The sequence below is a fragment of the Xanthobacter sp. NM-25 genome (assembly GCF_022138605.1).
Lineage (GTDB): Bacteria > Pseudomonadota > Alphaproteobacteria > Rhizobiales > Xanthobacteraceae > Xanthobacter.
Window position 1 is genome coordinate 22,585 of the sequence record NZ_JACBFS010000005.1, and the last position, 23,518, is coordinate 46,102.

25 protein-coding genes are annotated in these 23,518 nt (G+C 67.3%); 15 read left to right on the plus strand and 10 right to left on the minus strand.

What is annotated here, in order from left to right; all coding sequences use genetic code 11:
- Window positions 1-24: 24 nt before the first annotated feature.
- Window positions 25-831, minus strand: coding sequence for an undecaprenyl-diphosphate phosphatase (locus MEU52_RS14530; protein ID WP_238122423.1), 807 nt, complete (start codon window positions 829-831; stop codon window positions 25-27).
- 406 nt (window positions 832-1,237) lie between these two features.
- Here MEU52_RS14530 and MEU52_RS14535 point away from each other — a divergent pair, with 406 nt between their 5' ends.
- The 10 genes from MEU52_RS14535 (at window position 1,238) to trmB (ending at window position 11,853) form a co-directional block, all read left to right on the plus strand.
- Window positions 1,238-1,927 (plus strand): glutathione S-transferase family protein, encoded by a 690-nt coding sequence (locus MEU52_RS14535; RefSeq protein ID WP_238122473.1) that lies wholly within the window; start codon window positions 1,238-1,240, stop codon window positions 1,925-1,927.
- Window positions 1,928-1,950: 23 nt separating this feature from the next.
- Window positions 1,951-3,066 carry a tRNA epoxyqueuosine(34) reductase QueG gene (gene queG, locus MEU52_RS14540; RefSeq protein WP_337927139.1) on the plus strand — a complete coding sequence of 372 codons (1,116 nt, stop codon included), beginning with the start codon at window positions 1,951-1,953 and terminating at the stop codon, window positions 3,064-3,066.
- Between the two features lie 166 nt (window positions 3,067-3,232).
- Entirely contained in the window at window positions 3,233-4,642 is a 1,410-nt protein-coding gene (miaB, locus tag MEU52_RS14545) for a tRNA (N6-isopentenyl adenosine(37)-C2)-methylthiotransferase MiaB (protein WP_238122422.1), read from the plus strand.
- Between the two features lie 62 nt (window positions 4,643-4,704).
- On the plus strand, window positions 4,705-5,727 hold the full coding sequence (locus MEU52_RS14550) for a PhoH family protein (protein WP_238122471.1): 1,023 nt from the start codon (window positions 4,705-4,707) through the stop codon (window positions 5,725-5,727).
- 2 nt (window positions 5,728-5,729) lie between these two features.
- Window positions 5,730-6,257, plus strand: coding sequence for an rRNA maturation RNase YbeY (gene ybeY, locus MEU52_RS14555; protein ID WP_238122421.1), 528 nt, complete (start codon window positions 5,730-5,732; stop codon window positions 6,255-6,257).
- Window positions 6,258-6,272: 15 nt separating this feature from the next.
- The gene (locus MEU52_RS14560; RefSeq protein WP_238122420.1) at window positions 6,273-7,250 is read left to right on the plus strand and encodes a hemolysin family protein; all 978 of its coding nucleotides are present in this window, start codon (window positions 6,273-6,275) and stop codon (window positions 7,248-7,250) included.
- Between the two features lie 135 nt (window positions 7,251-7,385).
- Entirely contained in the window at window positions 7,386-9,047 is a 1,662-nt protein-coding gene (gene lnt, locus MEU52_RS14565; protein ID WP_238122419.1) for an apolipoprotein N-acyltransferase, read from the plus strand.
- 98 nt (window positions 9,048-9,145) lie between these two features.
- The gene (locus MEU52_RS14570) at window positions 9,146-9,553 is read left to right on the plus strand and encodes a helix-turn-helix domain-containing protein (protein ID WP_238122418.1); all 408 of its coding nucleotides are present in this window, start codon (window positions 9,146-9,148) and stop codon (window positions 9,551-9,553) included.
- Between the two features lie 105 nt (window positions 9,554-9,658).
- Window positions 9,659-10,852, plus strand: a complete 1,194-nt coding sequence (gene metK, locus MEU52_RS14575; protein WP_238122417.1) for a methionine adenosyltransferase — start codon at window positions 9,659-9,661, stop codon at window positions 10,850-10,852.
- A 290-nt stretch (window positions 10,853-11,142) separates the two neighbouring features.
- The gene (trmB, locus tag MEU52_RS14580; protein WP_238122416.1) at window positions 11,143-11,853 is read left to right on the plus strand and encodes a tRNA (guanine(46)-N(7))-methyltransferase TrmB; all 711 of its coding nucleotides are present in this window, start codon (window positions 11,143-11,145) and stop codon (window positions 11,851-11,853) included.
- A 5-nt stretch (window positions 11,854-11,858) separates the two neighbouring features.
- Here trmB and MEU52_RS14585 read toward each other — a convergent pair whose 3' ends face one another.
- From MEU52_RS14585 to hemE, 9 genes are all read right to left on the minus strand, one after another.
- Window positions 11,859-12,746 carry an NAD-dependent epimerase/dehydratase family protein gene (locus tag MEU52_RS14585; protein WP_238122415.1) on the minus strand — a complete coding sequence of 296 codons (888 nt, stop codon included), beginning with the start codon at window positions 12,744-12,746 and terminating at the stop codon, window positions 11,859-11,861.
- A 99-nt stretch (window positions 12,747-12,845) separates the two neighbouring features.
- Window positions 12,846-13,760 (minus strand): lysophospholipid acyltransferase family protein, encoded by a 915-nt coding sequence (locus tag MEU52_RS14590; protein WP_238122414.1) that lies wholly within the window; start codon window positions 13,758-13,760, stop codon window positions 12,846-12,848.
- An 11-nt stretch (window positions 13,761-13,771) separates the two neighbouring features.
- Window positions 13,772-14,155: a Fur family transcriptional regulator gene (locus tag MEU52_RS14595; protein WP_238122470.1), complete on the minus strand. Its 384-nt coding sequence runs from the start codon at window positions 14,153-14,155 to the stop codon at window positions 13,772-13,774.
- Between the two features lie 153 nt (window positions 14,156-14,308).
- On the minus strand, window positions 14,309-14,776 hold the full coding sequence (gene rimI / locus MEU52_RS14600) for a ribosomal protein S18-alanine N-acetyltransferase (RefSeq protein ID WP_238122413.1): 468 nt from the start codon (window positions 14,774-14,776) through the stop codon (window positions 14,309-14,311).
- Window positions 14,773-15,456 carry a tRNA (adenosine(37)-N6)-threonylcarbamoyltransferase complex dimerization subunit type 1 TsaB gene (tsaB, locus tag MEU52_RS14605; protein WP_238122412.1) on the minus strand — a complete coding sequence of 228 codons (684 nt, stop codon included), beginning with the start codon at window positions 15,454-15,456 and terminating at the stop codon, window positions 14,773-14,775. Before tsaB ends, rimI begins: the two co-directional genes overlap by 4 nt.
- A gap of 101 nt (window positions 15,457-15,557) precedes the next feature.
- Window positions 15,558-16,118, minus strand: a complete 561-nt coding sequence (locus tag MEU52_RS14610) for a NifU family protein (RefSeq protein ID WP_238122411.1) — start codon at window positions 16,116-16,118, stop codon at window positions 15,558-15,560.
- 305 nt (window positions 16,119-16,423) lie between these two features.
- Window positions 16,424-17,692 (minus strand): transcription termination factor Rho, encoded by a 1,269-nt coding sequence (gene rho / locus MEU52_RS14615; RefSeq protein WP_238122410.1) that lies wholly within the window; start codon window positions 17,690-17,692, stop codon window positions 16,424-16,426.
- A gap of 256 nt (window positions 17,693-17,948) precedes the next feature.
- Complete coding sequence (gene hemJ, locus MEU52_RS14620) at window positions 17,949-18,374, minus strand: protoporphyrinogen oxidase HemJ (protein ID WP_238122409.1); 426 nt, start codon at window positions 18,372-18,374, stop codon at window positions 17,949-17,951.
- A gap of 19 nt (window positions 18,375-18,393) precedes the next feature.
- Entirely contained in the window at window positions 18,394-19,440 is a 1,047-nt protein-coding gene (gene hemE, locus MEU52_RS14625; protein ID WP_273546268.1) for a uroporphyrinogen decarboxylase, read from the minus strand.
- 335 nt (window positions 19,441-19,775) lie between these two features.
- Here hemE and MEU52_RS14630 point away from each other — a divergent pair, with 335 nt between their 5' ends.
- The 5 genes from MEU52_RS14630 to dnaQ all read left to right on the plus strand — a co-directional run bounded on the left by MEU52_RS14630 (window position 19,776) and on the right by dnaQ (window position 23,505).
- Complete coding sequence (locus MEU52_RS14630) at window positions 19,776-20,630, plus strand: pyruvate, water dikinase regulatory protein (protein WP_238122408.1); 855 nt, start codon at window positions 19,776-19,778, stop codon at window positions 20,628-20,630.
- A 4-nt stretch (window positions 20,631-20,634) separates the two neighbouring features.
- Window positions 20,635-21,249, plus strand: coding sequence for a Maf family protein (locus MEU52_RS14635; RefSeq protein ID WP_238122407.1), 615 nt, complete (start codon window positions 20,635-20,637; stop codon window positions 21,247-21,249).
- The gene (locus MEU52_RS14640) at window positions 21,246-22,094 is read left to right on the plus strand and encodes a shikimate dehydrogenase (RefSeq protein ID WP_238122406.1); all 849 of its coding nucleotides are present in this window, start codon (window positions 21,246-21,248) and stop codon (window positions 22,092-22,094) included. The genes MEU52_RS14635 and MEU52_RS14640 overlap by 4 nt, the downstream gene beginning before the upstream one ends.
- 3 nt (window positions 22,095-22,097) lie before the next feature.
- Entirely contained in the window at window positions 22,098-22,721 is a 624-nt protein-coding gene (gene coaE, locus MEU52_RS14645) for a dephospho-CoA kinase (protein ID WP_238122405.1), read from the plus strand.
- Between the two features lie 67 nt (window positions 22,722-22,788).
- On the plus strand, window positions 22,789-23,505 hold the full coding sequence (gene dnaQ / locus MEU52_RS14650; protein ID WP_238122404.1) for a DNA polymerase III subunit epsilon: 717 nt from the start codon (window positions 22,789-22,791) through the stop codon (window positions 23,503-23,505).
- The last annotated feature ends 13 nt before the right edge of the window (window positions 23,506-23,518 follow it).

Sequence of the window (23,518 nt, forward strand, 5' to 3'; positions counted from 1 at the left end):
GCTTTTCAGTCACTGTGCCGACGATCAGCGGGTAATGGCGAGGCCGATCAGCCCGGCGATCCCCACCGCGATGCGCCACCAGCCGAACGGCGCGTAGCCGTGGCGGGACACGAAATCCAGCAGCGAGCGGATCACCATCACCGCCGCGCAGAAGGCGGCGACGAAGCCGATGGCGATCAGCAGTCCGTCATCCAGCGAGAGCGCATTGCGGTTCTTGTAGAGGTCGTAGGTGAAGGCGCCCAGCATGGTGGGCAAGGCGAGGAAGAAGGAAAATTCCGCCGCCGCCCTCTTGTCGACCCCCATCAGCATGGCGCCGACGATGGTGGAGCCGGAACGGGACATGCCGGGGATCATGGCGAGGCACTGCCAGAAGCCGATCTTCAGCGCCAGCAGCAGCGGAAAGCCCATGGCGTTGTTGTAGCGCGGCGCCGGCACCACCTTGTCGATGAACAACAGCACGATGCCGCCGAAGATCAGGGTGCAGCAGATGAGCGCCGGCGACTCGAACAGCACGGACTTGATGAAGCCATGGGCCGCCGCGCCGATCACCGCCGCCGGCAGGAAGGCGACGATGACGCCGAGCACGAAGCGGCGGGCGCCCGGATTGGTGGGCAATTGGGTCGCCACCCGAACGAAGCGCTCGAAATAGACGGTGAGGATGGCCAGCACCGCGCCCAGCTGGATCAGCACCTCGAAGGTGCGCCCGGTGCTCTGGAAGCCCAGGAAGTGCCCGAGCAGCAAGAGGTGCGCGGTGGAGGACACGGGGATGAACTCGGTCAGCCCTTCCACGAGGCCGAGCACGAGGGCTTCAAACATATCGCCGAGAGTCATGGGCGGAGAGATCCAAGGGAGATGGCACGAGACCGGGTGGCATGAAGACGGTGACGCAGAGGAAGCGCGCGCCCAGAGGCGCCCGGCCCGCAAATCAGGCGCACCATCCTGAGAGCACAGCCATTAAGGTGCAATTACGGCGCCCGGCTCGGGCCCCGCCCCTAAAGGGACATGCCGCTGCGTCAGACCCTACGGCTCCGCTTGCGGCGCGCCCCGCATCGTTCTAGATGCGCATGAAAGGCAGCGGACAAAGGTCCCTGTTCACCATCCGCGCACATTCTCGCCGTCCGGTCCCGCATTGCAGCGCAAGTGCTCCAGGCGGGAACCAAACGGAAAGAATCCGTGGCTAAACATGAACGGGCCGGGAGAGCGCGCCGCGCTTGAACGCCCCGGCGAAACAAGCCTCATGTATCTGCATCACCATCCTTTCTGCCCCCATTCCCGGTTTGTCCGCCTGCTGCTCGCCGAATACGGGCTGGAGCCGGAGCTCGTGGAAGAACGGGTGTGGGAACGCCGGCCCGGCTTCCTCGCCCTCAACCCGGCCGGCGAAACACCGGTGATCGTGGAGGAGCAGGCCGCCTCGGTGCCCGGCCCCACCATCATTGCCGAATATCTCGACGAAACCCGCGGTCTCGCTCTGGGTGACCACCGACTGCTGCCGGACAGCCCGGCCGAGCGGGTGGAGGTGCGCCGGCTGACCAGCTGGTTCCACGAGAAGATGTATGTGGAGGCCACCGAGCCCCTGGTGCGTGAGCGCATCCACAAGCGCTACATGAACCGCCAGCAGGGTGGCGGCCCGCCCGATGCCACCGCATTGCGCATGGCCCGCGCCAATCTGCGCTATCATCTGAAATACATCGGCTGGCTGGCCAAGGCCCGCAAATGGCTGGCGGGCGAAAAGCTCACCCAGGCCGATCTGGCGGCGGCGGCCCACCTTTCGGTGGCCGATTATCTCGGTGATGTGCCGTGGGACGAGGACGAGCACGCGAGGGATTGGTATGCGCGCATCAAGTCGCGCCCGACCTTCCGCGCCCTCCTGAACGAGAGCATTCCCGGCATGCCCCCCTCCAAGACCTACGCGGATCTCGACTTCTGACGCCTGCGCGGACACCGGAGCATTTGCGGGCGCAGATCACCGATCTCGCCCGCGCCGAGGGTTTCGAGGCCATCGGCATCGCCGATCCGCGCCGGGTGCGCCCGGCCGGCGACCGCCTCGGCCAATGGGTGGCCAGCGGCGCCCATGGCGAAATGGGCTGGATGGCCGAGACATTGGAACGCCGCGCCGATCCCCTCACGTTGTGGGCGGACATGCGGTCCGTGGTGATGCTGGGGCTCAATTACGGCCCCGCCACCGATCCCCGCGCCGCCCTCGCCGATGCCGCCACCGGCGCCATCTCGGTCTATGCGCGGGGCGAGGATTATCACGAGGTCATCAAGCCGAAACTGAAACGCATCGCCCGCGCTTTGCTGGCGGCGGCGGGGGGCGGCGACGTGAAGGTGTTCGTGGACACCGCCCCGCTCATGGAAAAGCCCCTGGCCATGGATGCCGGGCTCGGCTGGCAGGGCAAGCACACCAATCTGGTGTCGCGGGACTTCGGCTCCTGGCTGTTCCTGGGCGCCATCGCCACCACGCTGGAGCTGCCGTTCAATCGGCCGGACGCGGACCATTGCGGCTCCTGCCGCGCCTGCCTCGAGGCCTGCCCCACCAACGCCTTCCCGGCGCCCTACCAGATCGACGCGCGGCGCTGCGTCTCCTACCTCACCATCGAGCTCAAGGGACCCATCCCGCGGCCGATGCGGCCGCTGATCGGCAACCGCATCTATGGCTGTGACGATTGTCTGGCCGCCTGCCCCTGGAACAAATTTGCGGCGGAGGGGGCCGAGATGAAGCTCGCCGCCCGCGCGGAAAACGCCGCCCCGCTCCTAGCCGAATTGGCCGAGCTGGATGATGCCGCCTTCCGCGCCCGCTTCCCAAAGAGCCCCATCAAGCGCATCGGCCGCGACCGCTTCATCCGCAACGTGCTGATCGCCATGGGCAATTCCAGAGACGCCGGGTTCGTGCCGGCGCTGGAGCAGAAACTCGCCGATCCGGCGCCCCTGGTGCGCGGCGCGGCGGTGTGGGCGCTCGCCCGGCTGCTGTCGGCCGCTGCCTTCCAGGTCCTCGCGCACCGCCATGCCGCTACGGAAGAAGATCCCGCCGTCGCCGACGAGTGGTCTGCCGGCTCAATGACTTGAGCGGCGGGGGTCTGATCCGCCGCCGTGTGGGTGTCGCGCCAGTTTTCAAACCCACGCTTTGTCGGTAGGATTGTGGCTTATTGAGCGAAAAGAGGGGGCGAGCAGATCTGGCGTCACGATCACGTCGCGCCCGGGCGCGAGAGTGAGAGCCGACAGACACGCGACTATGCAGAAGCCCCGCAAGCTTTATGTGAAATCCTTCGGGTGCCAGATGAACGTCTACGATTCCCATCGTATGGCGGACACCCTGGCGCGGGAGGGGTTCACCGAGACCCAGGACCCGGCTGAGGCCGATCTCGTCATCCTCAACACCTGCCACATCCGCGAGAAGGCCGCCGACAAGGTCTATTCGGAACTGGGCCGCCTGCGCAAAGCCAAGCAGGAAGCCGGTTCCGACACCATGATCGCGGTGGCCGGCTGCGTCGCCCAGGCCGAGGGCGCCGAGATCATGCGCCGCGCCCCGGTGGTGGATCTGGTGGTGGGCCCCCAGAGCTACCACCGCCTGCCCGACCTGCTGCGCGCGGCCGAGACCGGCCGCAAGATGGTGGATACCGACTTTCCGGTGGAGGATAAGTTCGACCACCTGCCGGCGCCCACCCGCGCCGCCACCCGCTCGCGCGGGCCGGCCGCGTTCGTGACAGTGCAGGAAGGCTGCGACAAATTCTGCACCTTCTGCGTGGTGCCCTATACCCGCGGCGCCGAGGTCTCCCGCCCGGCGGCAAAGATCCTCGACGAGGCCCGGCGGCTGGCCGACCAGGGGGTGCGCGAGATCACCCTTATCGGGCAGAACGTCAATGCCTTCCACGGCGAAGGGCCCGACGGGCGGACCTGGAGCCTCGCCCGGCTGCTGGAAGAGATGGCCGGAATCTCCAGGGTGGAGCGGCTGCGCTACACCACCTCGCACCCACGGGACATGGACGACGACCTCATCGCCGCCCACCGCGACCTGCCGCAGCTGATGCCCTATCTGCACCTGCCGGTGCAGTCCGGCTCCGACCGCATCCTCGCCGCCATGAACCGCAAGCACGGCCGCGACGCCTATTTCGCCATCATCGACAAGATGCGGGCCGCGCGGCCGGATCTCGCCCTCTCGTCGGATTTCATCGTCGGCTTCCCCGGCGAGACCGATGCGGAGTTCGAGGACACCATGGACATGGTGCGGCGGATCGGCTTCGCCAGCGCCTATTCCTTCAAGTACAGCCCGCGCCCGGGCACCCCGGCGGCGGACCATGCCGGCCAGGTGCCGGAAGAGGTGAAGAGCGCGCGGCTCGCCACCCTGCAGAAGGCCCTGGAGGCCTCCAAGGCCGCCTTCGATGCCTCCTGCCTGGGGCGCACCTTCGACATCCTGCTGGAGAAGCCGGGACGCCAGGACGGCCAGCTCATCGGCCGCTCGCCCTATCTCCAGAGCGTGGTGGTGAACGACCCGCCGGCGACCATCGGCGACATCATCACCGTCACCATCACCGAGGTGGGGCCCAACAGCCTCGCCGGGCGTTGCGAGGCCATCGCCACGCCCCAGCGCGCGCCGCGCCCCCGGTCCGAGCCTTCTTCATCCCCGGCGGCCATGGAGGCCTGAGCTTGCGCAGACCCGGCAGTGATCGCGATCGCCCCCCCGCCGCAGGCCCGGCCCGTGCGGCGGTGACGGCGCCTTGGGCCACCACCGAAAGCGACGCCACCGCCCAGGTGGTGCTGGCCTTCGATGACAATCGGCTGGCCACCCAGCTGTTCGGCCACTACGGCCGCAACCTCGCGCTCATCGAGCGCAAGCTGGGGGTGAAGGCGGATTCCCGCGGCAATCACGTCACCCTGGAAGGGGATCGGGAGAATTGCGAGCAGGCCCGCGCGGTGCTGGAGCACCTTTATGAGGCCTTGAAGAAGGGCCGCGACATCGCCCAGGGGGATGTGGACGGTGCCATCCGGGAAGTGACCTCCCAGGGCTCGCTGTTCGATTTCGATCCCGCCGCCCAGCGCCAGTCGTTCGATGAGATCCAGCTCCGGCGACGGCCCATCCGTGCCCGCACCGCCGCGCAGGATGCCTATATCCGCGCCCTCAAGCGGCATACCCTGGTGTTCGGCGTGGGGCCGGCCGGCACCGGCAAGACCTGGCTGGCGGTGGCCTATGCGGTGCACCTGCTGGAACGGCGGATGGTGGATCGCATTATCCTCTCCCGTCCGGCGGTGGAGGCCGGCGAGCGGCTCGGCTTCCTACCCGGCGACATGAAGGACAAGGTGGATCCCTACCTCCGTCCCATCTACGATGCCCTGTACGACCTGATGGATCGAGCCTTCGTGGAGCGGGCGCTGCAGGCCGGCGAGATCGAGATCGCCCCGCTCGCCTTCATGCGTGGGCGCACCCTCTCCAATGCGGCTGTCATCCTGGACGAGGCGCAGAACGCCACCTCCATGCAGATGAAGATGTTCCTGACCCGCCTGGGCGAGAATTCCCACATGATCGTCACCGGTGATCCCAGCCAGACCGACCTGCCCGGCGCCCAGACCTCCGGCCTGGCGGAGGCCGTGCGCCTGCTGGGCGAGGTGGAGGGCGTGGGCGTGTGCACCTTCAAGGCCGAGGACGTGGTGCGTCACGAGCTGGTGGCCCGCATCGTCGCCGCCTATGAGCGGGTCGGCACCACCCGGCCGCTGCGGCCGGAGGAGACCTGATCATGGCAGAAGCCGCAATCGCCGGCGTGCCCCCCGACGGCATCGAGATCGACGTTCTGGCGGAATCCCCCCTGTGGACCGGCCTGCCGGAGGCGGAGGCGCTGGCGGTGCGCGCCGCCCTCGCTGCCCTTGGCGCGGTGCCGGAGGAGGTGCCGACCCCGGCGGAAATGAGCATCACCCTGACCGATGATGCCCACATCCAGGTGCTTAATCGCGAATGGCGCGACATGGACAAGCCCACCAACGTGCTGTCCTTTCCCGCGCCGGAGCTGCCGGAGGACGTGGACGGCGCGCCTCAGCCCATGGGCGACGTGATCGTTGCTTATGAAACGCTTGCCCGCGAGGCCGACCTGGACGGCAAGCGCATGGAACACCATCTGATCCATCTGGTTGTGCACGGCACGCTGCACCTCCTGGGTTATGATCACATCGAAGACGACGAAGCTGAAGAAATGGAGGGCTTGGAGCGCCAGATCCTCGCCGGGCTGGGGATCGACGATCCCTACCGCCTGCCGCAGGACGGTGGCTGAAGCTGAAGAAAGACCATGTCGAACACCGACCAACCGACCGAGACCAGCTCCGCGGAGCCGCAAAGTTTTCTCGATCGATTGCGTGCCCTCCTCGGCACGTTCCGGCCCCACGGCTCGCTGCGCACCGACCTGACGGAGGTGCTGGACGCCGCGTCGAGCGCGCCTGAGGAGGAGAGCGAATTCACCCCCTCCGAACGCAAGATGTTGCGCAACATCCTGCACTTAAAGGAGGTAGGCATCGGCGACATCATGGTCCCCCGGGCCGAGATCGTCGCGGTGCGCAAGGACATCTCGCTGGGCGAGCTGCTCAAGGTGTTCGTCTCCGTCGCCCACTCGCGGCTGGTGGTTTATGACGACACGCTGGATGATCCGGTGGGCATGGTGCACATCCGCGATCTGGTGGCTCACCTGGCCAGCGGCATCACCAATTCGCCGCCCGGCAAGAAGCTGGAGCTGTCGGCGGTGGACCTCGACGGCAGCCTGGAAGATGCCGCCCTGATCCGCCGCATCCTTTATGTTCCGCCCTCCATGCCGGCCGTCGACCTCTTGGTCTCCATGCAGGCGGCGCGCACCCATCTCGCCCTGGTGATCGACGAATACGGCGGCACCGACGGCCTCGTCTCCATCGAGGACGCGGTGGAGGAAATCGTCGGCGAGATCGAGGACGAGCACGACGACGCGCCCGAGAACCTGCTCGAGGCCCAGCCCGACGGCAGTTATCTCGTCGACGCCCGCGCCCCGCTCGAATCGATCGTGGAGATCCTCGGGCCCGGCTTCGCTTCCGAAGAGGCGATGGAAGAGGTGGACAGCCTCGGCGGCCTCGTCGTGCTCATCGCCGCGCGGGTGCCGCAGCCCGGCGAGATCATTACTTTGCCGGGTCAATATCAGGTGGAGGTGCTCGACGGCGACCCCCGCCGCGTCAAGAAGCTGCGGATCATCCCCCCGGCCCGGCCGGGCCAGGCGGCCGAGAGCATCGCCTCCGGGGAGGTCTGACGACGCGGCGGCACCGGACGGGGCACCGGACGCGTTCTTTTTTTCCTCACACCTGCCCCCTAAAGCTGGCCGCCTGAAGCTGCGCCTGGAGCATCCGGCGACCACCGGATGCTGCGCCGCAGTGCGGGAGCCGCCATGACCACCAGCCACACCGCCCCTCCCCCGCCCCCCTCTGGCGCCCCGACCGTTCCCGCCGGCGGGCGCGGTGTCCGCTGGGCGGCGGCCATCGGCGGCCTGCGTGGCGGACGGCGGGCGCTCCTGGCGCTGGTGGCCGGCGCGCTCGGCGCGCTCGCCATGCCGCCCTTCGGCCTGTGGCCAGTGCTGGCGGTGTCGTTCTCGCTGCTGGTGCTGCTGCTGGACGGCAGCACCGGACCCCTGCGGGCGCGGCTGAAGGCGGCGGCCGCGGTGGGCTGGTGCTTCGGCTTCGGCTATTTCCTCGCCTCCCTATGGTGGATCGGCGCGGCGTTTCTGGTGGAGGCCGACGTCTTCGGCTGGCTCTTGCCCCTGGCGGTCATCGCCATGCCGGCGGGCCTCGCCCTGTTCACGGCGCTCGGCACCACCCTCGCCCGGCTGTTGTGGTCCAACGGGCCGTGGCGGCTGTTCGCTTTCAGCTTCGGCCTCTCCCTCGCCGAATGGCTGCGCGGCCATGTGCTGACGGGCTTTCCCTGGAACACCTACGGCTATGCCTTCGCCCAGGACCTGCGGCTGATGCAGGCCGCCGCCCTGATGGGCGTGTGGGGTCTCACCTTCTTCGCTCTGCTGCTGCTGTCGACCCCGGCGCTGGCGCTGAGCGGACGGCGCCGGGCGGCCTGGCCCATGGGCTTCGCGGCGGCGCTGATCGCGCTCGCCGCCGGCGCCGGCGCCGTGCGGCTCGCCACGACCCCGGTGGGTGACGTGCCGGGTGTGGCCTTGCGGATCATGCAGCCGAACCTCGCCCAGGACCAGAAGTTCAACTATGGCCGCGGGCGGGAAATTCTCGACGATTACCTGGCCCTGAGCGCCGGTCGGTCGCTGCGATACCCGGAAGGCTTGCGCGACGTCACCGCCCTCATCTGGCCGGAAAGCGCGCTGCCCTTCATCTACGAGCGCGAACCCTGGGCCGCCGAGGCCGTCGCGAATACTTTGCCGGATAACGTGACGCTCCTGACGGGCGCGGTGCGGCATGGCGCGCCGCCGCCGGACCAATACTCGCCCTTCTTCAATTCCATCCGCGTGATCGACCACAACGGGGCCGTGCTGCGCAGCACGGATAAAGTGCATTTGGTCCCATTTGGCGAGTATTTGCCGTTCCAGAATACCTTGGAGCGTCTCGGCCTTGAGCAACTCACACGTGTACGGGGCGGGTTCTCCGCGGCACCCGCACTCCGCGCCCTTGAGGCCCCAGGACTACCTTTGATTGCACCCCTGGTATGTTACGAAATTATCTTTCCCGGCAATGTGATTCCCCCCGGCGAGCGGCCGAGGCTGCTGCTGAACGTCACGAATGACGCCTGGTTTGGACAAACCCCAGGGCCTTATCAGCACTTCACTCAGGCCCGTCTACGTGCCGTTGAGGAAGGGCTTCCGCTGGTGCGCGCCGCCAATACGGGCATCTCCGCCATCGTCGACCCACTGGGGCGTATTGTCGCATATGGTCCGCTGGGCGAGCGCGCAGTCGTCGATGGTCCGTTACCTCAATCTCTGAAAACGGTTCCGCCGGCTGCACGGCTAGGCAGCAAGGTCGAATTCTCACTCCTTTTTGGCGCCCTTCTCCTTGCGCTTGTACCTCTTTATGGATGCATTGCACGCAAAAGTTGATCGACGCCTAGTGATTGTATGCCTATGTTCGCGGTCAATCAGGGCAGCCTTCGCATTGCGAAGTAACAATACTCTTTTCCGACATAGCCGGAGAGACCATGGCCAAGAAGGCGCCGAACCCTATTGATAAGCATGTTGGAGCACGCGTGCGGATGCGCCGCATGATGGTCAGCATGAGCCAAGAGAAACTGGGCGAGCACCTCGGCATCACGTTTCAGCAGATCCAGAAGTACGAAAAGGGGACCAACCGCATCGGGGCGAGCCGATTGCAGCAGATCTCCGTTGTGCTGGGCGTGCCCGTGGCGTTCTTTTTCGAAGGGGCCCCTTCCGTGGGGCCCGAGACTGACGGTTTCGCGGAAGCGCAATCGCCGGCCTACGTCTCCGACTTCCTTGCGACTTCGGATGGCTTGACCCTGACGCGCAATTTCATGCGCATTTCCGACGCCCGCGTGCGCCGGCGTATCGTGGACCTCGTCATCGCCATCGCCGGCGAGGCGGAGACCTGACCTTCGATTTGACGAACGTTTTCGCTTCGGCGATCTTGACCGCTCCCCGCCGCGTTGCGAGAAGAACCCTCCGCAACGCGGCGCGGGCGCAAGAAAGGCCGAAACATGGCGCGTCAATCCTACCTGTTCACCAGCGAATCCGTTTCCGAGGGTCACCCCGACAAGGTCTGCGATCGCATCTCCGACGAAGTGGTGGATCTGTTCTTCCGGACCGCTGAAACCGAGGGCTGGGATCCAAGCCAGGTGCGGGTCGCCTGCGAGACCCTCGCGACGACGAATCAGGTGGTGATTGCCGGTGAGACCCGTGGCCCGTCCACCATCACCCATGATCTGATCGCCCACACCGCGCGTCTGGCCATCAAGGACATCGGCTACGAGCAGGACGGCTTCCACTGGGAGCACGCCGACGTCGACGTTCTGCTGCATTCCCAGTCCGCCGACATCGCGCAGGGCGTGGATATCGCCGGCAACAAGGATGAAGGTGCCGGCGACCAGGGCATCATGTTCGGCTATGCGGTCCGCGAGACCCCCGAATTGATGCCGGCGCCGATCTTCTACGCCCACAAGATTCTCAAGACCCTGGCCGAGGCCCGCCACAGCGGCACCACCACCGCTCTCGGCCCCGACGCCAAGAGCCAGGTCACTGTCCGGTATGAGGACGGCAAGCCGGTGGGCGTCACCCAGATCGTGCTGTCGACCCAGCACCTGGATGAGCGGCTCTCGTCCCAGGATGTGCAGGCCATCGTCGAGCCCCATATCCGCGACACCCTGCCCGCCGGCTGGATCAGCAAGGACACCATCTGGCACGTCAATCCCACCGGCAAGTTCGTGATCGGTGGTCCCGATGGCGACTGCGGCCTCACCGGTCGCAAGATCATCGTCGACACCTACGGCGGCGCCGCGCCCCACGGCGGTGGTGCCTTCTCCGGCAAGGACCCCACCAAGGTGGACCGCTCGGCGGCCTATGCCGCCCGCTATCTGGCCAAGAACGTGGTCGCCGCGGGCCTCGCCGATCGCGCCACCATCCAGCTCGCCTACGCCATCGGCGTGTCCGACCCGCTGGCGGTCTATGTGGATCTGCACGGCACCGGCCAGGTGGAAGAGGCGAAGCTGGAGAAGGTGCTTCGCGAGGTCATGAACCTGCGCCCCCGCGGCATCCGCGAGCATCTCGGCCTCACCAAGCCGATCTATGCCCGCACCTCTGCCTATGGCCATTTCGGCCGCGCCCCCGAGGCCGATGGCGGCTTCTCCTGGGAGCGCACCGACCTGGTGGACGAGCTCAAGTCGGCGCTGGCCTGAGCCGCCCCACCCGTTGTCGTCAACCACGGCCGGGCTTGCCCGGCCGTGGGCATTTTTGACAACTCCCGTTTCTTAGACGTGCCCGTTTCCGATGCTGCCTGTCTGCGAGGGCCGCCCTCAGGTACCCTCCTGGGTCGGGCTCCTCTGCAACGCCCGGCAGGGGCATTGTGCGACCGCTACGGTAGCGTTCACTCGGGTAGCGCTCACTCAGGCCGCGTTCACTCGCGCGGCGCTTTCGGGCGTGGACATGACCGCCGGCGGTGCGCTGGCGCAAGACGAGAACCCTGAACTTGGCAAATCCCGCGAACCGGGCCTCGCCCACCGATGCCCTGAGCCCCGGCGCCTTCTATGGCCGCCGGGTCGGCAAGGCACTGCGCACCACCCAGCTGGACGCCATGAGCCGGCTGCTGCCGCGCTACCGTTTCGAGCTTGCTGCGGCGCACGATCCGCTGGCCCTATTCCCGCGCCGACCGCAGGCGCTCTGGCTGGAAATCGGCTTCGGCGGCGGCGAGCACCTGATCGACCACGCCCGGCGCCGGCCGGATGTCGGATTTCTCGGCGTGGAGCCCTTCGTCAACGGCATGGCCCGGATGCTGGTGGATCTGGAGCCGGCGAACCTCGACAACATCCGCCTGTTCGACGCCGATGCGGCGCTGCTGCTGGACCAGCTGCCCCCCGCCAGCCTGGCCGGCGTCGACCTGTTCTATCCCGATCCCTGGCCCAAGAAGCGGCATTGGAAGCGCCGCTTCGTGCGGCCCGACAATCTGGATCGCCTGGCCCGCGTCATCCGCCCCGGCGGCGTGCTGCGGGTCGCCTCCGACGTGCCGGACTATGTGGGCTGGACCCTCGCCACCGTCCGTGCCCATCGCCTGTTCCGCTGGACCGCGCGGATCGCCAGCGACTGGACCACGCCTTATCCCGAGTGGCCGGGCACCCGCTATGAAGCCAAGGCCCTGCAGGAAGGGCGCATTCCAACCTATCTCACCTTCGCGCGGCCCTGAGGGGCTCAGGCCCCCTCGCCGGCCGCCGCCAGGGCATCGAGCCCGTTGTGGTAGGTGGGATAGGCCAGCGCCACCCCCAGCTCCGTCTTCAGGCGACGGTTCGACACCCGCTTGCTGGCTCCCCAGAAGCTCAGGGCCATGGGGCTCATGGTGGCGGCCGCCACGGCGAACGGCACCGGCTCCGGTGCCGGCAGCGCCAGCAGCTGCGCCGCGTAGGCGATCGGGTCGCCCGGCGCGGTCGGCAGGTCGTCGGCCACGTTCAGCACGCCGTCGAACCGCCGGGCGATCACCGCCATCACCGCACGGCTGATGTCCTCCACATGGATGCGATTGAACACCTGGCCGGGCTTGTCGATCACCCGGGCGGTGCCGGCGCGCATCTGCGCCAGCGCATTCCGGCCCGGGCCGTAGATGCCGGCAAGGCGCAGTGCCGCCACCGGCACCTGGTTCCGGGCCCCGAAATCGAACCACGCCGCCTCTGCATCCAGCCGCCGCTGCAGCCGCGCGCTGCCGGGCCGGGGCGGCGTCGTCTCATCCACCCACGCGCCCTGATGGTCGCCGTAGACCCCAAGGGTGGTGAGATAGACCACCTGCCGCAGCCGCCCCTCGGCGGCTGAGCGGGTGAGCGCCGGCAGCGCCAGCCGCAGCAGCGGATCCCCCGCCGCATCGGGGGGTGCTGAAAGCAGCAGCACATCGCTGGCCGCGAGCCGCTGTGCCAATGCCGGGTCCAGGCGGGTGCCGTCGAACACCGCGCCCTCCACCCCCGCCGGCAGCCCGCTCAAGCTCTGTTCCTGCCGCGCCGTACCGAGCACCGGTGCGAACGCCTGCGTCCGGCTGGCCAGCAGATGCCGAGCGCAATAGCCGAAGCCCACGGCGGCAAGGGACAGGGTCATGGGCGCGCTCCCGGCTGATCTGGTGAATGGATGTCGCTCGGCTCTCTTCAAGCGCAGGGGACACCGCTTCGCGTGAAGAAAACGTCATCATGCGAAGGCTTAGGCCGTTTCGCCAGGTCCATGAACGGCAGAAACCGGCGCGCTCGCGCGGCCGGCGAGCTGCGCCGTGACCTGCTGACGGACCGCCCGCTCGGCGGCGCGGGTCACGCTCTTGCGGTCGTGTCCCGCATCGAGCTGCATGGGTGGCAGAAAGGTGACGTCCACATCGAAAGCGCCCTGGCGCAGAACATCCAGAAGATGAGGCGCCAGGTCCATGTCGCCATACCAGGCCGCGAGGGGACGATGGGTGCGGCCCATGGGCAGGCCCTGCACGCGGGTGTAGGCCACCGCCAGGGGCTGCACCGTCACCGCGTCATGGCTGGCGAAGGCCTGGCTGGCGAAGGCCTCGCCTACCGCGCCCACCAGCGCGGTGCGGAACGGCAGCACCCGATTGCCGTCGCTGGAGGTGCCCTCGGCGAACAGCACCACCGGATCGCCCCCCTGCAGCCGCGCGGCGATCTCCCGGTTGACGGCCCCGGTGGCGTGGCGGCGCTGGCGGTCGACGAACACCGTGCGCTGGAACTTGGCCAGCAGGCCGATCAGCGGCCAGCCCGCCACCTCGCTCTTGGCCACGAAGCACAGGGGCATCAATGCGCCCACCACCGGAATATCGAGCCACGAGCTGTGATTGGAGAGCAGCAGCAGCGGCCGGGCAGTAGCCGGCGCGCCATGCACATGCACCCGCACGCCCAGGGCCCACAGCAGGATGCGGTGATACAAGCGGGGGATCCGGCGCCGCAGCGGCAGGTTCAGGGCCAAGGCCAGCCATTGCAGCGGCAGGCCCACCAGGGTGGCGGCACCGATGACCAGCAGCACCGTGCCCATGCGCAGCCCGTTGAGGATGCGGGTGCCCCGCGGGCACTCCCGCCCCAGCGGGGGAATGCCAGCGTCGGCATCAGCCGGATCGGGCTTCATGGCGGTGGCGCCTATTTCGGCCCCTCGTCGTCGATGGGCACCGCATAGAGCTCGAGCCGGTGGCCGCACAGCTTGAAGCCGAGGCGGCGGGCGATCTCGTCCTGCAGCTTCTCGATCTCTTCGGAGCGGAACTCGATGACCCGGCCGGAGCGCATGTCGATCAGGTGGTCATGGTGCTCGTCGGGCATCTGCTCGTAGCGGGCGCGACCGTCGCCGAAGTCATGGCGCTCGATGATGCCGGCATCCTCCAGCATCTTGACCGTACGGTAGACCGTGGAGATGGAGATGTTGTCGTCGATGGCGGCGGCCCGGCGGTGCAGCTCCTCCACGTCGGGGTGGTCGTCGGCGCTCGACAGCACGCGCGCGATCACCCGGCGCTGCTCGGTCATCCGCATGCCCTTTGCCAGGCACGCCTCTTCGATGACACTCACTTTTCCGCTCACGCGGCACCTCCGCAAAACCGGCGCGACATGTTCGCCTTATCGCCTTGACGACGCCCTGCTGCAAGGGCTTCTCGAACAGCGGGCGGCGCCGCGACCCGCCATCGCTCAGAAATCGCGGCGCAGCAACAGGGCATCGACGCCCGCATAATAGCCCCGGCGGCGGCCGATCTCGCCATAGCCGAACGCACCATAAAGCTGCAACGCGGCCGTATTGCCCGCCTCGACCTCCAGAAAGGAGGTGGTCACGCCCTCCGCCGCCAGCCGCCCCAGATGATGCTGGAGAAGCCCGCGGCCGATGCCGCGGCGCCGGGCAGCCTGGGCCACGGCGATGGACAGGATCTCCGCTTCCGGCGCCACCACGTGGGACAGCACGAACCCCACCAGCTTGCCGCCGGCCACCGCCACATGGGCGCGGGCGGCGCGTTCCGACAACAGCCGCTCGAACTCCTCCATCTCCCAGCCGCGGGCGAAGGCCGTGGCATGGAGCGCGGCCAATGCCGCCGCATCCGCCGGCCCGCCGTCGCGATAGCGCAGCGGCGCAGGAGGGAAGAAATGGTCGATGAGGGCCATCATCGGCGGGCGATACGGGCCTTGTCCTGAGGCTTGGCATCCGGCGGCCGCAAATAGAGCGGCTTGGCCTCCGCCACCTCGGGATCGGCCGCCGCGCCCAGCCGGGCCACCCAGGCCACGTCGGGTGCCGGCACCACATCCACCGACACCGGCGGCTGCTCGCCAGCCGGCCAGAGCTCGGCCACCAGCTGAGCGCCGGAGCCCACCAGGCGGGCCGGGCCGATGGCCACCGCCCGCGCCGCCTCCCGCACCGAGGTCACCCGCGGGGCGATCAGGGTGCGGCCGCCGACACCGAACATCTGCAGGAAGACGTGGCCGTGGCGGGCATCGACAGCGCTCACCACGGGAATGGCGTCATCCAGCGCCAGGAACGGCGCCGCGAGCGCCGCCAGGGTGGTGACGCCCACCACCGGACGGTTGGCGGCCAGCGCGAAGCCCCGGGCCGCTGACAGGCCGACCCGAAGGCCGGTGAAGCTGCCGGGGCCCACGGTGACGGCGATGCGGCTGAGGTGCTCGAAATCGAGCCCCGCATGGCCCATCACCTGTTCCACCAGCGGAATGAGGCTCTCCGCGTGGCCGCGTTCCATCAGCAGCGAATCACCGGCGATGACACCGTCGTTTTCGGCGTCGAGCACGGCGGCGGAACACGCCGAAAGCGCGGTGTCTATGGCCAGAATGAACATGAACGCGGAGCCCCTCTCCGTCCCACGATTGCCTGAAATGCGCGCAAACGGAAGGGGAAGAGCGCCATCCCTCGGTTCAAACGGTTAATGGCGGATCCCGTTCAGGCCGCCTGAACCTCGCGGATCTCCGGAACGAAGTGCTTCAGCAGGTTTTCTACGCCGTTCTTGAGGGTGGCGGTAGAGGACGGGCAGCCCGAGCAGGAGCCCTTCATGTTGAGGTAGACCACCCCGTCCTTGAAGCCGCGGAAGGTGATGTCGCCGCCGTCATTGGCCACCGCCGGGCGCACCCGAGTGTCGAGCAGCTCCTTGATGGTGGCGACGATCTCCTCGTCGGCCCGATCGAAGAATTCCTCGCCCTCGGCCGCTTCCAGCGCCATGCCCTCGGTGACGATGGGCGCGCCGGACATGAAGTGTTCCATGATGGCGCCGAGAATGGCGGGCTTCAGCTGCCGCCAATCGCCCTGGCCCTTGGTGACGGTCACGAAATCCGGACCCAGCATCACCCCGTCGACGCCCCGCACCTCGAACAGGCGCTGCGCCAGCGGCGAAACGCCGGCGTCGTCGGCGGTGCGCACATCGAGCACGCCCTCGCCGAGAACATCGCGGCCGGGCAGGAACTTCAGCGTCGCCGGATTGGGCGTGGCTTCAGTCTGAATGAACATGGCCAAATCCTCAAAAAATCGGAGGGGCACGGGCCGGCGACCGCCGGGCACCTCAGCGCCCTGTCATGACCTTCAAGATAAGTCGCCCCACGGCCGAGCGGAAGGGTCGGCTTCCGGAATGTCCCGAATTGACACGGCGGCCTGCCGCTGAAGCACGCCCCACGAACAGAGCGCGTCCGAATCGCGGACCGGCGGGCGATGCCAGTTCGTTCCCAAAAAGAACCGCCCGCGGCGTCGGGGCCGCGGGCGGTTGTCGGTCGATGGCCAATGCCACCAAGGTCGGCCCGGGCAGCCCGGGCCTTGCCTCAGGTGTTCATGGAATCGAAGAAGTCCTGGTTGGTCTTGGTCTGCCGCAGCTTGTCCTGCAGGAACTCGATGGCGTCCACGGTGCCCATGGGATTGAGGATGCGCCGAAGCACATACATCTTCTTGAGGGTGTCGGCGGGAACCAGCAACTCCTCCTTGCGGGTGCCGGAGCGGGTGATGTCGATGGCCGGGAACACGCGCTTGTCGGCCACCTTGCGGTCGAGGATGACCTCGGAATTGCCGGTGCCCTTGAACTCCTCGAAGATCACCTCATCCATGCGCGAGCCGGTGTCGATGAGCGCCGTAGCGATGATGGTGAGCGAGCCGCCTTCCTCGATATTGCGGGCGGCGCCGAAGAAGCGCTTGGGGCGCTGCAGCGCGTTGGCGTCCACGCCACCGGTGAGCACCTTGCCGGAGGACGGCACCACCGTATTGTAGGCACGGCCGAGGCGGGTGATGGAATCCAAAAGGATCACCACGTCGCGACCATGCTCCACCAGGCGCTTGGCCTTCTCGATGACCATTTCGGCCACCTGCACGTGGCGGGCGGCGGGCTCATCGAAGGTGGAGGAGATCACCTCGCCCTTCACCGAGCGCTGCATGTCGGTGACTTCCTCCGGCCGCTCGTCGATGAGCAGCACGATGAGGTAGCATTCCGGGTGATTGGCGGTGATGGACTTGGCGATGTTCTGCAACAGCACCGTCTTACCGGTGCGCGGCGGCGCCACGATGAGGCCGCGCTGGCCCTTGCCGATGGGCGCCACGATGTCGATGACGCGGGCGGAGAAGTCCTTCTTGCCGGCGTTTTCCTCATGCTCGAGCTTGAGGCGTTCATCGGGATAAAGCGGCGTCAGATTGTCGAAATTGATCTTGTGCCGGGTCTTGTCCGGGTCTTCAAAATTGATGGTGTTGACCTTGAGCAGGGCGAAATAGCGCTCACCTTCCTTGGGTGAGCGGATCTGCCCTTCCACCGTATCGCCGGTGCGCAGGCCGAAGCGGCGGATCTGCGAGGGGGAGACATAAATGTCATCCGGACCGGGCAGATAATTGGCCTCCGGCGAGCGCAGGAAGCCAAATCCATCCTGCAATACCTCGACCACGCCTTCACCGATGATCTCGGTTTCGGTGGCCGCCAGCTGCTTGAGGATGGCGAACAGCAGTTCCTGCTTGCGCAGCGTGCTCGCATTCTCCACCTCGTTCTCTTCGGCGAAGGCGAGCAGCTCGACAGGCGTTTTGGATTTAAGGTCTTGAAGTTTCACTTCCCGCATATGGGAAAGCCTCGATTAAGTCTTGGGGCGTACCTGCTCGGTGGGGGACACGGAGCGGGCATCTGAGGAGGGACGGGGATCGCAGGTCTTCAGGGGCAGCCGGAGCGACAGCTTGAACCTGACGCGCGGGCCGATCCACAGCGGAACCGGACAGCCAAAAGCGCGTTCGCCTGCGTTGAGGAAAGCAGCGCGAACATATTCACGCTTGCGCCCCAGCGCAAGTGCTTCCTTCTGCTTCCTTCGTCGCGGTCTGGCTTCAGAACGGCTTCACCACCACGCAGATGACGATGCCGATCATCAGCAGGGTCGGAACCTCGTTCATGACGCGGTAGAATTTTGCCGAATGGGTGTTGGCATCCGCTGCGAACTGACGCACCCAGCGCGCCTCCAGCCCATGCACGGCGGACAGCAGCACCACCAGCAGCAGCTTCACATGCAGCCAGCCCTGGGTGATCCAGCCGCCCTCCACCACGAGATAGAGGCCGGCCAGCCAGGCGACGATCATCGCCGGGGTGCCGATGGCCTTCAGAAGACGCCGCTCCATCACCTTGAAGGTTTCCGACTGGGCTGAGCCCGCCGGCGCATCGCAGTGATAGACCAAAAGCCGCGGCAGGTAGAGCAGCGCCGCCATCCAGGCGATCACCGCAATCACGTGCAAGGCCTTGATCCAGAAATAAAGCATCGTGTCCTCCCGGCGGCCCTCAGCGGGCGGCGCGCACCCGCGCCACCATGGTTTCCACATGGGAAATGGGTGTTTCCGGCTTGATGCCGTGACCGAGGTTGAAGATGTGCCGGGTGCCCGCAAAATCCGTGCGGATCCGGTCAATCTCCTCCTCCAGGGCCGCGCCACCGGCAATCAGTCGCAACGGATCGAGATTGCCCTGCAGCGCCAGTTTTTCACCAAGACGCGCCCGCGCCGCCGGCCGGTCCGCGGTCCAGTCGAGGCCCACCGCCTGAATGCCGGTGGCCGCCAGACGCTCCAGCGCCTCCAGGCTCGCACCCTTGGGAAAGGCGATGACCCGCGCCTGCGGGTGCGCCACCTTCAGGCCACTGACGATGCGGCGCAGCGGCTCGGCGCACCAGCGCTCGAACGACAGCGGATCCAGCACGCCGGACCAGGTGTCGAAGATCTGCACGGCATCGGCGCCGGCCTCGATCTGCGCCGAAAGGTGGGCGATGGAGGCCTCCACCAGATGGTCAATGAGGCGCTGGAACAGGGCGGGATCCCGCAAGGCGAGAAGACGCGCCGGGGCCTGATCATCGGTGCCCTGCCCCGCCACCATGTAGGTGGCCACGGTCCAGGGGGCGCCGCAAAAGCCGATCAGCGCCACCTCGGGCGGCAAGGCGGCCCGCACCCGGGCGATGGCGTCATAGACCGGGCCCACCCGAGCCGGATCGAGGGTACTCGGCAGGCGGGCAAGGCGCGCGCCATCGTCCACCTTCTCCAGCCGCGGCCCCTCGCCCACCGCGAAGCTCAGGCCTACGCCCAGGGCATGGGGCACCACCAGGATATCGGAAAAGATGATGGCGGCATCGAAGGCGAATCGTCGGATCGGCTGCAGCGTCACCTCGGCGGCCAGCTCCGGCGTGTAGCACAAGGTGAGGAAATCCCCCGCCTTCGCCCGCACCTCGCGATATTCCGGCAGATAGCGGCCGGCCTGGCGCATCATCCAGAGAGGCGGCGGATTAAGGGGGGTTCCGTCCAGGACGGCGAGGAAGGGTGATCGTGTCACCGGAGAGCGGCTCATCCCGTGCCTTCAATCTAAGAGATATATTTTAAAGAGAGAGTCTTTGGAGTCTTTACGGTTGATTAACCAGTCGCAGGGCCATCGACAACCGATCCACATGTGATCCCGATTCAAGTGGGCCATTTATGCCCGTGCCCCAGGGGCGCCGAGGCCCGGTTAACAAAGGATTAACGTGCCGCCCTGGCGTGCTATTCACAATGACGCACAGGGGGGGCATGGAATCTGTCCCGCCGAGTCAAAATGTGGACAGACTTCCCCCCTTTCCCCAGGACCGGCTTGCGCCCCGCCAGGGGGCATGCCTTCCTCAACAGCCTTCCACAGCAGCGGTGGACAACGTGCCCGATCCCAGATCGCCCAATCCCAGTTACTTCCACCTGCACCTCGTATCCGACGCCACCGGCGAAACCCTGATCAACGTCGGCCGGGCCGCCTGCGCGCAATATGCGAACGTGCAACCCATCGAGCATGTCTATCCGCTGGTGCGCTCCATGAAGCAGCTCGAGCGGGTGCTGAGCGAGATTGAGAACAACCCCGGCATCGTGCTGTACACCCTGGTGGATCGCGAGCTGCGCGAGCGTCTCAAGGCGCGCTGCCAGGATGTGGGCGTGCCTTACATGTCGGTGCTGGCACCGGTGGTGCGGCTGTTCCAATCCTATCTCGGGGGTGAGCCGACCCCGCGGGTAGGCGGCCAGCATTCCCTCGACGCCGGCTATTTCAAGCGGATCGACGCGTTGAACTATACCGTCATGCATGACGACGGGCAGATGACGCACGATCTGGAAACCGCCGATGTGGTGCTGCTGGGGGTGTCGCGCAGCTCCAAGACCCCCACCTCCATCTATCTCGCCAATCGGGGCATCAAGAGCGCCAACATTCCGCTGGTGGCCAACATGCCGCTGCCGCCCGGGCTGGAGAGTCTCAAGAAGCCGTTGGTGGTGGGGCTGGTGGCGACCCCGGAGCGGATCGTGGAGATCCGCCAGAACCGGCTTCTGGGCCTCAATGCCGCCGATGCGGCGTCCTCCTATACGGACCGGCAGGCCGTTTCCGAGGAAATAGCCTTTTCACGCCGGCTATGTGCCCGTAATGGTTGGCCCCTTATCGATGTGACCCGCCGGTCCATCGAGGAGACCGCCGCCACCATCATGGCGCTCTATAACGAGCGCCGTCGTCGCGCCATCGCCGAGACCTGAACATATGGACAGCAAATCCCTCTGGCGCAGCGAGCAGCCTCTGGTTCTGGCCTCCAAGAGCGCGACCCGGCTCAGCCTGCTGGTGCATGCGGGCCTGCCGGTGGAAACAATCGCCACCGATGTGGATGAACGCAGCCTGCAGATCGCCGCCGGCGACGTCTCGCCGGAAAGCGTCGCCCTGATGCTGGCGCGGGCCAAGGCGATGGCGGGCGCGGCGGCGATGCCCGGGCGGATCGTGCTGGGGGCGGACCAGACCCTGGCCCTCGGCAGTGAGATCTACCACAAGCCCCACAGCGTGGAGGCGGCGCGCAGCCAGCTGCAGAGCTTGTCAGGGGCGACCCACGCCCTGCATTCGGCGGCGGCAGTGGTGATGGATGGCGCGGTGGTGTTCGAGGTGGTCACCTCCGCCTATCTCAGCATGCGGCCGCTGACGGAAGATATGCTCGACACCTATCTGGGCGCCGCCGGCCAGCGGGTTCTCACCTCGGTGGGGGCCTATCAGCTGGAATCCGTGGGCGTGCATCTGTTCACCCGCGTGCAGGGTGATCATTTCACCATTCTCGGCCTGCCGCTGTTGCAGCTGCTGCCTTTCTTCCGCGAGCAGGGGCTGCTGCCGTGACCCGTCGGGCCTGCATTACCGGCCATCCGGTCAGCTATTCCCGCTCGCCGCTGCTGCATGGCTATTGGCTGGAGCGCTATGGCATCGCCGGTGCCTATGAGCGGGAGGACGTGCCGCCGGAAGGCGCGGCCGCGTGGTATCGCGGGCTCGGCGCACGGCGGTATGTGGGCTGCAATGTGACGGCGCCCAACAAGGAAATCGCCTTCTCCATGCTCGACGAGGCGGATGCTTCGGCGGTGGCGCTGGGGGCGGCCAACACGCTGTGGCTGGAAGATGGGCGCCTGTGCGGCGCCAATACCGATGGCTACGGCTTTCTCGCCAATCTCGACGCGACCGTTCCGGGCTGGGATGGCTCGCGCAATACGGCCGTTGTGCTGGGCGCGGGCGGCGCCTCGCGGGCGGTGGTTCACGCTCTGGTGGGGCGTGGGTTTGAGCGCGTGATCCTGGCCAACCGCACCCTGGCGCGGGCGGAAGCGGTGGCGGCGCCCTATGGCGCAACTGTCAAGCCGATGGAATTGCGGCGGGTGGGCCAGGTGCTTGGCGCAGCGGACGTGCTGGTCAATTGCACCTCGTTGGGCATGAAGGGCAAGGCGCCCCTGGAGCTCGACCTTGCCCCGCTGCGGGCAGAAGCAGTGGTGACGGACATCGTCTATGTGCCGCTGCGCACGCCGTTCCTGAAGGCGGCGGAAGCCCGCGGGCTGCGCACGGTGGATGGCCTGGGCATGCTGCTGCACCAGGGGGTACCGGGCTTCGAGCGCTGGTTCGGCGTGCGCCCGGACGTGACGCCGGAGCTGCGCGCGCTGCTGGTGGAGGATTTGAGGGCCAAGGGCCAGCTGGAGGCGTAAGCCATGTGGATCCTCGGTCTCACCGGTTCCATCGGTATGGGCAAATCGGCCACTGCCGCTATGTTTCGCAGCTTCGGCGTGCCGGTGCATGATGCGGATGCCGCCGTGCACATGCTCTATCGTGGCGCGGCGGTGGAGCCGGTGGAAGCCGCATTCCCCGGCGTGGTGCGCGATGGCGTGGTGGATCGCACGGCGCTTGGCGCGCGGGTGCTGGGCGATGCTGCCGCCATGGCGCGGCTGGAAGCCATCGTTCATCCGCTGGTGGGCGCGCAGGAGCTCGCGTTTCTGGCGCGGGCGCGCGGCCGTGGCGCGCGGGCGGTGGTGCTGGACATCCCCTTGCTGTTCGAGACCGGCGGCAGCCGGCGCACCCATGCGGTGGTGGTGGTGAGTGCGCCGGCGGAGGTGCAGCGCGGGCGGGTGCTGGACCGGCCGGGCATGACGCAGGATAAGTTCCACGCCATTCTGGCCAAGCAGATGCCCGATGCGGAAAAGCGGCGGCGGGCGCATTTCATCGTCGATACCGGGCGCGGCTTCGAGGCCGCGCGCCACCAGGTGGCCGGCGTGCTGCGCGCCCTTTGCGGGCCCGGTCGCCGCCTGCCGGTGGAGGGATCGCCGACCTCATCTTGAACCCCGGCTTCCCGGGGTGCATCACGGGTGAGAGATCACATGGGCATCCGGCGCGGAGAGGCGAGACATGCGGGAGATCGTGCTCGACACGGAAACCACGGGCCTGGAAGCGCGCGGCGGTGACCGGCTGGTGGAAATCGGTTGCGTGGAGATGGTCAACCGCATCCTCACCGGCACGGTCTATCACGTCTATATCAATCCCGAGCGGGACATGCCGGTGGAAGCCTTCAACGTGCATGGCCTGTCCAGCGAGTTCCTCGCCGACAAGCCGGTGTTCGCCACCGTGGCCGACGCGTTCCTCGACTTCATCGCCGATGACACGCTGGTGATTCACAATGCCGCGTTCGACATCGGCTTTCTCAATGCGGAGCTGGAGCGCATCGGCCGGCCGCTGATCGCCCGCGACCGGGTGGTGGATACGCTGGCGCTGGCGCGGCGCAAGCACCCCGGAACCAGCAATCGTCTTGACGACCTCATGAACCGCTACGGCATCGACAGCTCGCGCCGCGTGAAGCACGGCGCGCTGCTCGATGCCGAATTGCTGGCCGAGGTCTACAGCGAGTTGCTCGGCGGCCGGCAGGCCAGCCTGATGGGGCTGGTGGAAGATTCAAGCGAAGCGCCGCGGCTGGTGGTGGAGGCGAAGGCGGTGCGGCCGCGTCCGACACCGCTGCCGCCGCGCATCCATGCCGAGGAGGCCACCGCTCACGCGGCCTTCGTCGCCTCCATGGGCGAGAAGGCGCTGTGGCTGAAATATGAGCCCCCGGCGGAGGATCAGCCGGGGTGAGCGGGCGGTATTG

Coding starts and splice junctions, on each gene's coding strand:
- MEU52_RS14595 (WP_238122470.1), bottom strand. CDS start 14,155: ATGCGGATGACCGAGCAGCGCCGGGTGATCGCGCGCGTGCTGTCGAGC.
- MEU52_RS14585 (WP_238122415.1), bottom strand. CDS start 12,746: ATGACCCTGTCCCTTGCCGCCGTGGGCTTCGGCTATTGCGCTCGGCAT.
- lnt (WP_238122419.1), top strand. CDS start 7,386: ATGACCACCAGCCACACCGCCCCTCCCCCGCCCCCCTCTGGCGCCCCG.
- hemE (WP_273546268.1), bottom strand. CDS start 19,440: ATGAGCCGCTCTCCGGTGACACGATCACCCTTCCTCGCCGTCCTGGAC.
- coaE (WP_238122405.1), top strand. CDS start 22,098: ATGTGGATCCTCGGTCTCACCGGTTCCATCGGTATGGGCAAATCGGCC.
- dnaQ (WP_238122404.1), top strand. CDS start 22,789: ATGCGGGAGATCGTGCTCGACACGGAAACCACGGGCCTGGAAGCGCGC.
- rho (WP_238122410.1), bottom strand. CDS start 17,692: ATGCGGGAAGTGAAACTTCAAGACCTTAAATCCAAAACGCCTGTCGAG.
- hemJ (WP_238122409.1), bottom strand. CDS start 18,374: ATGCTTTATTTCTGGATCAAGGCCTTGCACGTGATTGCGGTGATCGCC.
- metK (WP_238122417.1), top strand. CDS start 9,659: ATGGCGCGTCAATCCTACCTGTTCACCAGCGAATCCGTTTCCGAGGGT.
- ybeY (WP_238122421.1), top strand. CDS start 5,730: ATGGCAGAAGCCGCAATCGCCGGCGTGCCCCCCGACGGCATCGAGATC.
- tsaB (WP_238122412.1), bottom strand. CDS start 15,456: ATGTTCATTCTGGCCATAGACACCGCGCTTTCGGCGTGTTCCGCCGCC.
- MEU52_RS14570 (WP_238122418.1), top strand. CDS start 9,146: ATGGCCAAGAAGGCGCCGAACCCTATTGATAAGCATGTTGGAGCACGC.
- MEU52_RS14635 (WP_238122407.1), top strand. CDS start 20,635: ATGGACAGCAAATCCCTCTGGCGCAGCGAGCAGCCTCTGGTTCTGGCC.
- MEU52_RS14530 (WP_238122423.1), bottom strand. CDS start 831: ATGACTCTCGGCGATATGTTTGAAGCCCTCGTGCTCGGCCTCGTGGAA.
- MEU52_RS14610 (WP_238122411.1), bottom strand. CDS start 16,118: ATGTTCATTCAGACTGAAGCCACGCCCAATCCGGCGACGCTGAAGTTC.
- rimI (WP_238122413.1), bottom strand. CDS start 14,776: ATGATGGCCCTCATCGACCATTTCTTCCCTCCTGCGCCGCTGCGCTAT.
- MEU52_RS14590 (WP_238122414.1), bottom strand. CDS start 13,760: ATGAAGCCCGATCCGGCTGATGCCGACGCTGGCATTCCCCCGCTGGGG.
- MEU52_RS14535 (WP_238122473.1), top strand. CDS start 1,238: ATGTATCTGCATCACCATCCTTTCTGCCCCCATTCCCGGTTTGTCCGC.
- miaB (WP_238122422.1), top strand. CDS start 3,233: ATGCAGAAGCCCCGCAAGCTTTATGTGAAATCCTTCGGGTGCCAGATG.
- MEU52_RS14560 (WP_238122420.1), top strand. CDS start 6,273: ATGTCGAACACCGACCAACCGACCGAGACCAGCTCCGCGGAGCCGCAA.